The following is an 11,179-nucleotide window of genomic DNA, read 5'->3' on the forward strand; positions in this document are numbered from 1 at the left end:
ATGACGCTTATCCATGTTCTGGGTGGGGCGTCGCTGCTGATTCTGGTGGCGGTGTCTACCGTGATCAGGGCGGGGATCGGAGTGGATCGGGGGGAGGGCGCGCCGTCGAAACCGGAGACTGTCGAAGCTGCGGCTGCGGCTGCGGCTGCGGAAGCGGCGGAGGCTGTGGAGGAGCCGGCGGCGGTGTTGGTTGCGCCACCGTTCGGGCCGCTGCTGGACCGGATGGGGGCGTGACACGTACCGACCAACGGTCGATACCTACCGGCGGAGCGGTCGGCCGGACTCCGAACGAAAAAGGCCCCGCAATGCGGGGCCTTTCCTGTTTCGAATGCGGCGCCGGTCAGCGCTTCATCGAACCGAAGAACTCGTCGTTGGACTTGGTGTTCTTCATCTTGTCGAGCAGGAACTCCATCGCGGCGATTTCATCCATCGGGTGCAGCAGCTTGCGCAGGATCCAGATCTTCTGCAGCAGCTCCGGTTCGATCAACAGGTCTTCGCGGCGGGTGCCCGAGCGGTTGATGTCGATGGCCGGGTACACGCGCTTTTCGCCGATACGACGGTTCAGGTGCACTTCGCTGTTGCCGGTGCCCTTGAACTCTTCGTAGATCACCTCGTCCATCTTGCTGCCGGTTTCAACCAGCGCCGTGGCGATGATGGTCAGGCTGCCGCCTTCTTCCACGTTGCGTGCCGCACCGAAGAAGCGCTTCGGACGGTGCAGGGCGTTGGCGTCCACACCACCGGTGAGCACCTTGCCGGAGCTGGGCACCACGTTGTTGTAGGCACGTGCCAGGCGGGTGATCGAGTCGAGCAGGATCACCACGTCCTTCTTGTGTTCGACCAGGCGCTTGGCCCGCTCGATCACCATTTCGGCGACCTGCACGTGACGCGCGGCGGGTTCGTCGAAGGTGGAGCTGATGACTTCGCCGCGCACGGTGCGCTGCATTTCGGTCACTTCTTCCGGGCGCTCATCGATCAGCAGCACGATCATGTGCACTTCGGGATGATTCGTCGTGATGGCCGTGGCCACCTGCTGCATCATCATCGTCTTGCCGGCCTTGGGCGGGGAGACGATCAGCGCACGCTGACCCTTGCCCTGCGGTGCCATCAGATCGAGGATGCGGCCGGTGATGTCTTCCGACGAGCCGTTGCCGCGTTCCAGCGTGAAACGCTTGCGCGGGAACAGCGCCGTGAGGTTCTCGAACAGGGCCTTGTTCTTCGACGCTTCCAGCGGCTCACCATTGATGGTGTCCACGATCGACAGCGCGAAGTAGCGCTCGCCGTCCTTCGGGAAGCGGATGCGGCCGGACAGGTGGTCGCCGGTACGCAGGTTGAAGCGGCGGATCTGGCTGGGCGAGATGTAGGTGTCGTCCGGGCCGGCCAGGTAGCTGGCTTCGGCCGCGCGCAGGAAGCCAAAGCCGTCCGGCAGGATTTCCAGCACGCCGTCGGCGGCAACGCCGTCGCCGTGGCGGGTCAGCACCTTGAGCAGGGCGAAGATCACGTCCTGCTTGCGGGCGCGGGCCACGCCTTCGGAGATCTGCAGCTGCTCGGCGATGTCCAGCAGCTTCTGGGCCGGCATGCGCTTGAGGTCGCTCAGCGAATAGACCGGGAAGCCTTCCGGCACGTTGGCCTGCTGGCTGCGCACGAACGGCTGCTGCTCGCCATTGTCCTGCGGCATGCCGTCGTCGCGGAAGCCACCACCACCGCCGCCACGATTGCGGTCGCGGTCGCGGCGGTTACGGAAACGGTCGCGGCGGTTGCCCTGGCCCTGGCCCTGGCCGTCGTTCTGGTTCTGGCCTTTGCCCTGGTTCTGGCCCTGGTACGGGTTCTGGCCGCCCTGCGGGTTGTTGTTGCGCTGGCCGCCGTCGCCGGCGTCCTGGCCACCGCCCTGCGGGGCCGGGGCGTCGCCGCTGGACGCGGCCGGTGCCTGGGGCGCCTGCTGTGGGGCTGCGGGTGCAGCCGGCGCCGGCGCGTCAGGCGCGGCAGCCAGGGGCAGGGCGTTCTGGGAAGGAGAAGAACCGGTGTCGGCGCTGCTGGCAGCGGCCTTGGCGACGCGCGGCTTGCGCACGCGCTTCTCGGCGGGCGCGTCGGCGCTCCCGGGTTCGGAAGTAGTGATATCGGACAAGTGCTGAATTCCTCGCTGGAAGGTGCGAGCGCCCGGCAGGGGCGGCGAACGTTGGGAAGGGATTCTGGAAAGAAACGTCGTCCAGAAGATGCGGCGCGCGAATGCGGCCGGATGTGCCGACACTAACACCGGCTCGCGGCGGTGCGCAAGCCGGGTGGGGCAGGGTCATTCATGCGGGCGTGGGCCCGCGGGGCAGCCAGCCTGGGCCGGCTGCCTGCTGCGATCAGGCCAGGGCCTTGTCGAGCATGCCAGCCAGCTGGGCCTTGCCGACGGCGCCGATCTGCTGGTTCTGGACTTCGCCGTTCTTGAAGACCAGCAGCATCGGGATCGAACGCACGTGGTACTTCACGGCCAGTTCGCGCTGCTGATCCACATTGACCTTGGCGATCTTGGCGCGGCCGTCATAGGCGTCTGCCAGCTCGTCCAGCGCCGGGGCGATCATCTTGCAGGGGCTGCACCATTCGGCCCAGAAATCAACCAGGACCGGCTCCTTGGAGTTCAGTACCTTGTTCTCGAAGTCAGCGGTATCTTCTACGTATACAACCTTGTCGCTCATCTTGGTCTCTCAAATTGGAGTGCACCCGGCCGGGCCGGAGGGGTTGAACCTGGACAGGGCTGGGGGCCTGGTCCGCGTCTGCTGCCTCGTGGCCGCGTCGGCGGCCAGCGGTGCGTCCGGTGGATGCCTGGACGCTCACGGCCGGCAGTGTACCCCTATCGTCGCGGGGTGGCAGGCACGGGGTGCAACGAATCATCCTGTGACTGGCATCGCGCTTTGCCGGGGCTGGCCATACCTATATGCGGGTGGGGGTTTGGCGGTTCCAGCCCGGAAGGGCGGGGCGTTCAACTGGGGGTCGGGGGGGTGAACGAGCGGTTGACGGGCTACCGGGGCAGCCACGCATGGCGTGGCTCTACCTGCGTTGGGTGCCTTGTCGTGCTGTCGCGCAGGGGCGTGAGACCGAGCATCCCGGTTTGGCGGCCGCTTTGCGCTAAACTGGGTCATTGTGCGGCGCCCGAGGACCGGTAGGTCCGGCCTCCGCCTTCCCTGGCGCAGGGCCCTCAATGGCGACGGTGCCCCCAAGATTGCAAGCCACCCGTGCACGCTGCCGGGCTGGCCTTACCAAGACGGACTCATGAGCGACAAACCGCTGACCGATTTGACCTTCTCCTCCTTCGATCTGCATCCGGCCCTGCAGGCCGGTCTTGAAGGCGCTGGATTCACCCGCTGCACCCCCATCCAGGCGCTGACGCTGCCGGTGGCACTGCCCGGCGGAGACGTCGCCGGCCAGGCCCAGACCGGTACCGGCAAGACGCTGGCCTTCCTGGTCGCGGTGGTCAACCGCCTGCTGACCCGCCCGGCGCTGGCCGACCGCAAGCCGGAAGACCCGCGCGCGCTGATCCTGGCGCCGACCCGCGAACTGGCCATCCAGATCCACAAGGATGCGGTGAAGTTCGGCTCCGACCTGGGCCTGCGCTTCGCGCTGGTCTACGGCGGCGTGGACTACGACAAGCAGCGCGAGCTGCTGCAGCAGGGCGTGGACGTGATCATCGCCACCCCCGGCCGCCTGATCGACTACGTCAAGCAGCACAAGGTGGTCTCGCTGCACGCCTGCGAAATCTGCGTGCTCGACGAAGCCGACCGCATGTTCGACCTGGGCTTCATCAAGGACATCCGCTTCCTGCTGCGCCGCATGCCCGAGCGCAGCACGCGCCAGACCCTGCTGTTCAGCGCCACCCTCAGCCACCGCGTGCTGGAGCTGGCCTACGAGCACATGAACGAGCCGCAGAAGCTGGTGGTGGAAAGCGAGTCGATCACCGCCGCCCGGGTGCGCCAGCGCATCTACTTCCCGGCAGACGAGGAAAAGATCCCGCTGCTGCTGGGCCTGCTCTCGCGCAGCGAAGGCGCGCGCACCATGGTGTTCGTCAACACCAAGGTGTTCGTCGAGCGCGTGGCGCGCTCGCTGGAGAAGGCGGGCTACCGCGTGGGCGTGCTGTCCGGCGACGTGCCGCAGAAGAAGCGTGAGAGCCTGCTCAACCGCTTCCAGAAGGGCCAGCTGGAAATCCTGGTGGCCACCGACGTGGCCGCGCGCGGCCTGCACATCGACGGCATCAAGTACGTCTACAACTACGACCTGCCGTTCGACGCCGAAGACTACGTGCACCGCATCGGCCGTACCGCCCGCCTGGGTGAGGAAGGCGATGCCATCAGCTTCGCGTGCGAGCGCTATGCGATGGGCCTGCCGGACATCGAGGCGTATATCGAGCAGAAGATTCCGGTGGAACCGGTCACCAGCGAGATCCTGACCGCGTTGCCGCGTCCGGAACGCGCCCCGGTGGCCGCAGGCGAGGAGGGCGACGAGAACGAGAGCGTCGGCCAGATCTTCCGCGAAGCGCGCGAAGCGCGTGCCGCCGAAGAAGAGCGCCGCGGTGGCGGTCGTTCGTCCACTGGCAGCCGCTCCGGCGGTGGCCGTGGCGAACGCAGTGGTGAGCGTAGCGGCGAACGCAAGCCGCGCCCGCCGCGCAAGCCGCGTGTGGAAGGCGAACAGCCGGCCGTTGCCGTCGAAGGCGCCGCACCCGTAGCAGTTGCAGCGGCCCCGCAGCCGCCGCGTCCGCCGCGCGCCGAAGGGGCACCGGAAGGTGCGGCCGAAGGCGAACGCGCGCCGCGCAAGCGCCGTCGTCGTCGCCACGGCCGTCCGGTCGAAGGCGCCGAGGGTGCTACCCAGTCGGTCACGCCGGTGCAGGTCACCGCCAAGCCGATGCGCAACACCGCACCGGCCGCCGACCCGGGCGCAGGCTTCCTGACCCGCATCGGCCGCAAGATCCGCCGGATGTTGTCGGGCGGTTGATCTCCGATCAACGGTAGCGCCCGGCCGGTGGTCGGGCGCTACGCCATCCCCACGCTGCCGCGCTCCTCCTGCATAATCGGAGGAATGAGCGTCCTGCGTTTTGACAATGTCAGCAAACACTATGCGGGCGGCCACCAGGCACTGGTGGACGTCAGCTTCGACGTCGCGCCCGGGGAGATGCTGTTCGTCACCGGGCATTCCGGCGCCGGCAAGAGCACCCTGCTCAAGTTGATCCACCTCGACGAACGGCCGAGCCGTGGCGCCGTCGTGTTCGACGAGCGCAACCTGCTCAAGGTCCGCGGTGGCGACATTCCGCGCCACCGGCGCACGGTCGGCGCGGTCTACCAGGACCACCGCCTGCTGATGGACCGCAGCATTGCCGAGAACGTCGCCCTGCCACTGATCCTGCGCGGTACCCGCCGTGCCGATATCGCCAAGCGTGTGCGCTCGGTGCTGGAACGCATGGGCCTGGGCCACCGCGAAAAGGCGCTGCCGTCGCAGCTGTCGGCCGGTGAACAGCAGCGCGTGGGCATTGCCCGGGCGATCGTCGGCGAACCCAAGCTGCTGGTCGCCGACGAACCCACCGGCAACCTCGACCCCACCCTGGCGGCGGAAATCATGGCGCTGTTTGCCGAACTGCCCGAGCGCGGCACCAGCGTGCTGGTGGTCAGCCACGACCTGGCGCTGCTGCGCGCGATGCGCAAGCGCGTGCTGATCCTCGACCACGGCAAGCTGATCGACGACATCTCGCCGCAGGACCTGGCCGAATGAGTACCGCCACCAACAAGGAAGCCGCCGCACCGTCGCGGTTGGGCGTGTGGCTGCACCACCACGGCCACAGCGTGGTGTTCAGCCTGGGCCGCGCCTGGCGCAAGCCGTGGGCCACCCTGCTCACGGTGATGGTGATGGCGCTCGCGCTGGCCCTGCCGTTGGGCCTGTCGATCGCGCTGGACAACCTCAAGCACTTCGCCGGCAGCGTGCAGCAGTCGCGCGACATCAACCTGTTCCTCAAGACCGACGTCGATGCGGCGGCGGCCAAACAGGTGGCCGATACCCTGCGCGGCCGCGCCGACGTGGCCGGCGTCACCCTGCGCTCGCCCGACGAGGGCCTGGCGGAACTGCGCGACAGTGCCGGGCTGGGCGAAGCGATCGATGCGCTGCACGACAACCCGTTGCCGTCGCTGCTGATCGTGACCCCGGCCAATGGCACCGACGACGCCCGCCTGGCGCAATCGCTGGAAGGGCTGCCCCAGGCAGACCTGGTCCAGCACGATGCACTGTGGCGCAAGCGCCTGGACGCGTGGCTGGGCTTCGGCACGCGGCTGGTGCAGGTGCTGTCGGCACTGCTCGGCCTGGGCGCCGCGCTGGTGGTGGGCAATACGGTGCGGCTGGACATCCAGGCGCGCCGCGACGAAATCGGCGTGCTGCAGCTGCTCGGTGCCAGTGACGGCTTCATCCGCCGTCCGTTCCTGTACCTGGGCGCCTGGTACGGCCTGGGCGCCGGTGCGCTGGCCCTGGCCCTGGTCGGCATCGCCGGGCTGGCGCTGCGCCCGCCGCTGGCCGCGCTCTCGCAAAGCTACGCCAGCCCGTTCGTGTTGCATGGGCTGGACCTGCTGCATTCATCGCTCGTGCTGGTCGGCACCGTCGTGCTGGGCTGGCTGGGCGCGTGGCTGGTGACGGGACATTTCCTGCGCCAGACCCGTCCGACCGAAACCTGAGGCCCGCATGCGTCCGCAAGTATTGAAGCACCTGGTCGACGATGCACCGCGCGTCATGGTGGTCGATGGTTCCAAACTGGTCCGCCGCCTGATCGCCGACGTGCTGCAGCGCGAGCTGCCGGCGGTGCAGGTGGTGGGCTGCGCCAGCATCGAAGAGGCGCGCATGGCGCTGGAGGCGGGCCCGGTCAACCTGGTCACCACCTCGCTCACGCTCAGCGATGGCGACGGCCTGGCGCTGGCGCGGCTGGTGCGCGAGACCGCCGGCCAGGCCTACGTGCCGGTCATCGTGGTGTCTGGCGATGCGCAGCAGCATCTGGAGCAGCGCCGCTTCACCGACTACGTCACCGACTACTTCGACAAGGCGCTGGGCCATGAGGCGCTGGCCACCTTCATTCGTGGCTATGTGCAGCCGGAAACCATTCCCGGCGCCACCATCCTGTATGTCGAGGACAGTCGCGTGGTGGCCGAGGCCACCAAGCGCATGCTCGAACGCCAGAGCCTCAACGTGCTGCACGTGATGACCGCCGAAGAGGCGTTCGCGTTGCTGACCGCCGAGTCGCTGGGCCGCAGCAGCCACCGCATCGACCTGGTGCTGACCGACGTGACCCTGAAGGGCGAACTCAGCGGACGTGACGTGGTGGAGCGCGTGCGCGTGGATTTCGGCTACGGCAAGCGCCGCCTGCCGGTGCTGGTGATGACCGGCGACGGCAACCCGCTCAACCAGTCCGGCCTGCTGCAGGCCGGTGCCAATGACCTGGTGCAGAAGCCGATCGAAGAACGGCTGCTGGTCACCAAGGTCCTGTTCCAGCTGCGCCTGGCGCGACTCAACGACAACAAACCCGCGGTGCGATGAACGACGACGTACAACCGAGCATCCAGCTCGAACCGAGCTGGAAGGCGCGTATCGGGGACTATCTGCTGCGGCCGGAGATGCGCGAGCTCGCCGGCTTCCTGCGCCAGCGCAAGGCGGCCGGTGCCCACGTGTTCCCGCCGGGCCCGCAGATGTTTGCCGCCTTCGATGCCACGCCGTTCGGGCAGGTGAAGGTGGTGATCCTGGGGCAGGACCCCTACCACGGCGCGGGCCAGGCGCATGGCCTGAGCTTTTCGGTGATGCCCGGCGTGCCGGTGCCGCCGTCGCTGCTGAACATCTACAAGGAACTGGAGGCCGACCTCGGGCTGCCGCGGCCAGACCACGGTTGCCTGCTGCCCTGGGCGCAGCGCGGGGTGCTGCTGCTCAACGCGGTGCTGACCGTGGAAGAGGGGCAGCCCGGCTCGCACCAGAAGCGCGGCTGGGAAGGCTTCACCGACCATGTGGTGGACACCCTCAACCGCGAGCGCGAGGGCCTGGTCTTCCTGCTGTGGGGCAGCTACGCGCAGCAGAAGGGCAAGGTGATCGACACCGGCCGCCATCGTGTGCTCAAGGCGCCACATCCGTCGCCGCTGTCGGCGCACCGCGGCTTTCTTGGCTGCAGGCATTTTTCCACGGCCAACCAGTACCTGGAGCGACGCGGCGCGGGCCGCATCGACTGGTCGCTGCCGCCGCGCGCCGCAATCGCGCAATCGGTGTAACGACCCACGGTCGTTACCCACCGGTCGGCTACATTCTGCGTAGTCAGGGTGAAAGCCTGACGTAATCGCACCGAATTTAATCGTTCAACATTTCGATGATGGCGCGGGCCATCTGGCGTTTTCGCGGCGGCATGCGACGCAGCAGGGAGAGAATCTCGGTTTCCTGGGCGGTACGCGCCGCGTCGACCGAGGTTTCTTCCGACAGGGTTAAGTCGTTTCCGTCCTCGGGACGGCCCGGTCCGCGTCCCGTCGCCAGCCATTCAAAATAGACTTGCGTCACAATTGCGACGCAGGCAAGGTGTTGAACACTGGGAAACGTGCCGCCCTCCCGTTCCCATTGCGCCACGGCACTGCGGCGTACGCCGGCCTCCAGCGCCAGCTGCGATTGCGATAGTCCTGCGGTCAGGCGTGCTCGTCTGATTCTGTCGCACATGGCCTGCATGTAGCGCCCCCTTTCCCTGTTTAGTAAGTATTGCTTCCCTGAAAGCGATTCTTTTCTTCTGTGTACAGAATTGCTTTCGCTCACTTCTGTAGCAAGGGTTATAGCCGGGCGCCAGCCCGCCAGCAAGCGCCACTCCCCCGCATTTTCACACCGTCTTGTTTGACGGAATTTCCGTGGCCCCGCATTAATCGCCAAAACCGGGGCTGAACGTAGATTACGTCGGGAACCGGACATCGGCACAGCGCGATCAGGGAGGCGACGGAGTAAATCCGCCGTCACGGTCGAACTCTGCCCAAAAAATGTCTGCGGAGACGAAACGTATGGTTAATGTGAAAGGCGTGAACGTTTCGTCAGTGCGTTGGCAGGCGCTGTTGCTGCTGACCCTGCTGGCGGTGCTTTCCTGCCTTGGCCGGGCCTACGCGCAGTCAGCCTGCACCGCGGGCGCCTGCGTCAGCGCCGGGCCCCGCCTGGCCTCGGTCGACTCCACCCAGAGCCCGATCCTGAATCTGCTGTTCGGCGCGCTGCTGCCCGGCACCACCCTCAACCTGAGCGTGGCCGACTGGAACAACCTGGCTGGCGCCAACATCAACCTCAACGCGCTGCTGACCCAGCTCAACGGCGGCGTGGTGGTCAGCGATCCCAGCCAGGTGCTCAATACCAACATCACCCTGGGCCAGCTGCGCGCGGCGATGGTGCAGGTGCTGCAGGCCGACGGCCAGACCGCGGCGGCCAACGTGCTCAACGCGCTGCCCCTGGGGGTTGCCGGCACGTCCGGCAGCATCCGCCTGGCCGACATCCTGCAGATTGCCCTGCCTACCGGCTCGCTCACCACGGTGCGGCTGAATGTCCTGGACCTGCTCACCGGCGGCGTGCAGCTGTACAACTTCCGCAACGTGCTCACCACGCCCACCCCGATCACCGTCAACACGGCCGCACTCGGGCTCAACGGCGTGGCCAACGTGCGCCTGTGGGTGCAGGTGGTGGAACCCCCGGTGTACAACTGCGGCGCGGTCGGTGCGGCGTTCCACAGCGCGGCCATCCGCATCAAGCTCGACCTGGACCTGGTGCAGGGCCTGAACACCGGCACGCTGAGCGCCGCGCTCAGCGGCCTCAACCTCCTGGGCGTGTCGCTGTCCAACACCAGCATCAGTGCCGATGTGCTGCACCTGCAGGTGTACGCCGATGTGGCCCGCGCCGAAGGCTCGATCTCGGCGATCAACCTGGTGGGCAGTGCGGTCACGCTGCAGGCGCGTCCGGGCCTGGTCAACCTGTACGTCGGCCAGATCAGCGACGCCACCTTCTTCAACCGCAGCACGGTACTGACCAGCACCGCGCTCAGCCCGGCGACGCTCACCTCGCTGAGCGTCAAGGTGCGGGTGTCGGCCAACGTCCTGGGCATTCTCACGCCCATCGCCGACGTCACCATTCCGCTCACCGTGAGCATCAGCGGCTACGCCACCGCCACCCCCGGGCTGCAGAGCGCCAGCTTCACCGGGCCGTATCCACAGACGCGAACGCTGACGGCCGGCACAGTGAGTGCGGCGACGCTGGTATCCACGCTGGCCAACTCGCTCAACATCCAGGTCACCAGTGGCAACCCGGTGGTGACGCTGCTCGGCGGTATCGCCTTGCCGTTGCCGGTGGCCGACCTGGTCAACGGCATCGTCAACACGCTGCTGACGCCGATCCGCAGCCAGGTCAACGCGCTGGTCACCCCGGTACTCACGGCGTTGTTGGGCGGCGTGGTGGACAACCTGCTGGGCCTGCTCGGCATCCGCGTGGGCCAGGCCGTGTTCACCGTCGAAGGCGTCACCCAGGCCTGCGCGGCGACGCTGCAGCTGGTGAAACTGCTGCAACCCACCAGCGACACCGGGCTGTTCAACCTGTCCATCACCTACAACGGCAGCACCGTCGGGTCGGCCACCAGCGTAGGCAACAACGGCGCCACGGCGGCGGTGATCACCGTGCCTGGCGGCAGCTATGCGCTGGCCGAGGCTGCGGCCGGCGGCGGCACGCTCGCGCGCTATGCCAGCAGCTGGCAGTGCGTGGACCAGAACAACACGGTGGTCTCGTCCGGTACCGGCGGCACGTTCACGCTGCAGGCGCCGGCGATGACCGCTACGGCGGTCACCCTGGTGTGCAGCATCACCAACCGAACGCGCCAGGCAGACCTGTCCATCACCAAGAGCGATGGCAGCAGCACCTACACGCCGGGTGGCTCGGCGACCTACACGCTGGTGGTGCGCAACAACGGGCCCGACCCGGTCACCAACGCCATCGTCGCCGACACGCTTCCCAACGGCACCACGCTGCGTGGCGCATGGACCTGCAGTGCCACCACGGGCAGCGCCTGCGCTGCGGCCAGCGGCGGGGCGGTGGGCGGTGCCGCGGTCAGCGTCGGGGTGAACCTGGTCAATGGCGGCCAGGCAACGATCAGCGTGCCAGTGAGCTTCAGCAACAACCCCGGCGCGTACTGACGCGCCGG

Annotated in this window: 10 protein-coding genes; 7 read left to right on the forward strand and 3 right to left on the reverse strand. The window is 67.5% G+C overall.

Annotated features, from left to right (window positions below):
- On the forward strand, nt 1-234 hold the full coding sequence (locus ACOZHM_RS05455) for a hypothetical protein (RefSeq protein WP_421568004.1): 234 nt from the start codon (nt 1-3) through the stop codon (nt 232-234).
- Between the two features lie 106 nt (nt 235-340).
- On the opposite strand, the gene rho is transcribed toward ACOZHM_RS05455, so the two are convergent.
- Both rho and trxA read right to left on the reverse strand, forming a co-directional pair.
- On the reverse strand, nt 341-2,122 hold the full coding sequence (gene rho / locus ACOZHM_RS05460) for a transcription termination factor Rho (RefSeq protein ID WP_421568005.1): 1,782 nt from the start codon (nt 2,120-2,122) through the stop codon (nt 341-343).
- Between the two features lie 223 nt (nt 2,123-2,345).
- A complete protein-coding gene (gene trxA / locus ACOZHM_RS05465; RefSeq protein ID WP_421568007.1) occupies nt 2,346-2,678 on the reverse strand; it encodes a thioredoxin in 333 nt (110 codons plus the stop codon).
- Between the two features lie 574 nt (nt 2,679-3,252).
- On the opposite strand from trxA, the gene rhlB reads away from it, so the two are divergent.
- The 5 genes from rhlB to ung all read left to right on the forward strand — a co-directional run bounded on the left by rhlB (nt 3,253) and on the right by ung (nt 8,252).
- The gene (gene rhlB / locus ACOZHM_RS05470) at nt 3,253-4,965 is read left to right on the forward strand and encodes an ATP-dependent RNA helicase RhlB (RefSeq protein ID WP_421568008.1); all 1,713 of its coding nucleotides are present in this window, start codon (nt 3,253-3,255) and stop codon (nt 4,963-4,965) included.
- 84 nt (nt 4,966-5,049) lie between these two features.
- On the forward strand, nt 5,050-5,736 hold the full coding sequence (ftsE, locus tag ACOZHM_RS05475; RefSeq protein ID WP_421568010.1) for a cell division ATP-binding protein FtsE: 687 nt from the start codon (nt 5,050-5,052) through the stop codon (nt 5,734-5,736).
- On the forward strand, nt 5,733-6,683 hold the full coding sequence (ftsX, locus tag ACOZHM_RS05480; RefSeq protein ID WP_421568011.1) for a permease-like cell division protein FtsX: 951 nt from the start codon (nt 5,733-5,735) through the stop codon (nt 6,681-6,683). The genes ftsE and ftsX overlap by 4 nt, the downstream gene beginning before the upstream one ends.
- 7 nt (nt 6,684-6,690) lie before the next feature.
- Nucleotides 6,691-7,536 (forward strand): response regulator, encoded by an 846-nt coding sequence (locus tag ACOZHM_RS05485; RefSeq protein ID WP_421568013.1) that lies wholly within the window; start codon nt 6,691-6,693, stop codon nt 7,534-7,536.
- Nucleotides 7,533-8,252 (forward strand): uracil-DNA glycosylase, encoded by a 720-nt coding sequence (gene ung / locus ACOZHM_RS05490; RefSeq protein ID WP_421568015.1) that lies wholly within the window; start codon nt 7,533-7,535, stop codon nt 8,250-8,252. The genes ACOZHM_RS05485 and ung overlap by 4 nt, the downstream gene beginning before the upstream one ends.
- A gap of 76 nt (nt 8,253-8,328) precedes the next feature.
- Here the strand turns inward: ung and ACOZHM_RS05495 are convergent, their stop codons facing one another.
- Nucleotides 8,329-8,820: a helix-turn-helix domain-containing protein gene (locus ACOZHM_RS05495; RefSeq protein WP_421568016.1), complete on the reverse strand. Its 492-nt coding sequence runs from the start codon at nt 8,818-8,820 to the stop codon at nt 8,329-8,331.
- Nucleotides 8,821-9,032: 212 nt separating this feature from the next.
- Between ACOZHM_RS05495 and ACOZHM_RS05500 the strand changes: the two genes are divergently transcribed.
- Nucleotides 9,033-11,171 carry a hypothetical protein gene (locus tag ACOZHM_RS05500; protein ID WP_421568018.1) on the forward strand — a complete coding sequence of 713 codons (2,139 nt, stop codon included), beginning with the start codon at nt 9,033-9,035 and terminating at the stop codon, nt 11,169-11,171.
- Nucleotides 11,172-11,179: the final 8 nt, after the last annotated feature.

This window comes from Stenotrophomonas sp. PD6 (genome assembly GCF_049199305.1).
Classification (GTDB): Bacteria; Pseudomonadota; Gammaproteobacteria; order Xanthomonadales; family Xanthomonadaceae; genus Stenotrophomonas.

Excerpts from the sequence above, each read along its gene's own strand:
- ftsX (WP_421568011.1), top strand. The coding sequence starts at position 5,733 with ATGAGTACCGCCACCAACAAGGAAGCCGCCGCACCGTCGCGGTTGGGC.
- rhlB (WP_421568008.1), top strand. The coding sequence starts at position 3,253 with ATGAGCGACAAACCGCTGACCGATTTGACCTTCTCCTCCTTCGATCTG.
- ung (WP_421568015.1), top strand. The coding sequence starts at position 7,533 with ATGAACGACGACGTACAACCGAGCATCCAGCTCGAACCGAGCTGGAAG.
- ACOZHM_RS05485 (WP_421568013.1), top strand. The coding sequence starts at position 6,691 with ATGCGTCCGCAAGTATTGAAGCACCTGGTCGACGATGCACCGCGCGTC.
- trxA (WP_421568007.1), bottom strand. The coding sequence starts at position 2,678 with ATGAGCGACAAGGTTGTATACGTAGAAGATACCGCTGACTTCGAGAAC.
- ftsE (WP_421568010.1), top strand. The coding sequence starts at position 5,050 with ATGAGCGTCCTGCGTTTTGACAATGTCAGCAAACACTATGCGGGCGGC.
- ACOZHM_RS05455 (WP_421568004.1), top strand. The coding sequence starts at position 1 with ATGACGCTTATCCATGTTCTGGGTGGGGCGTCGCTGCTGATTCTGGTG.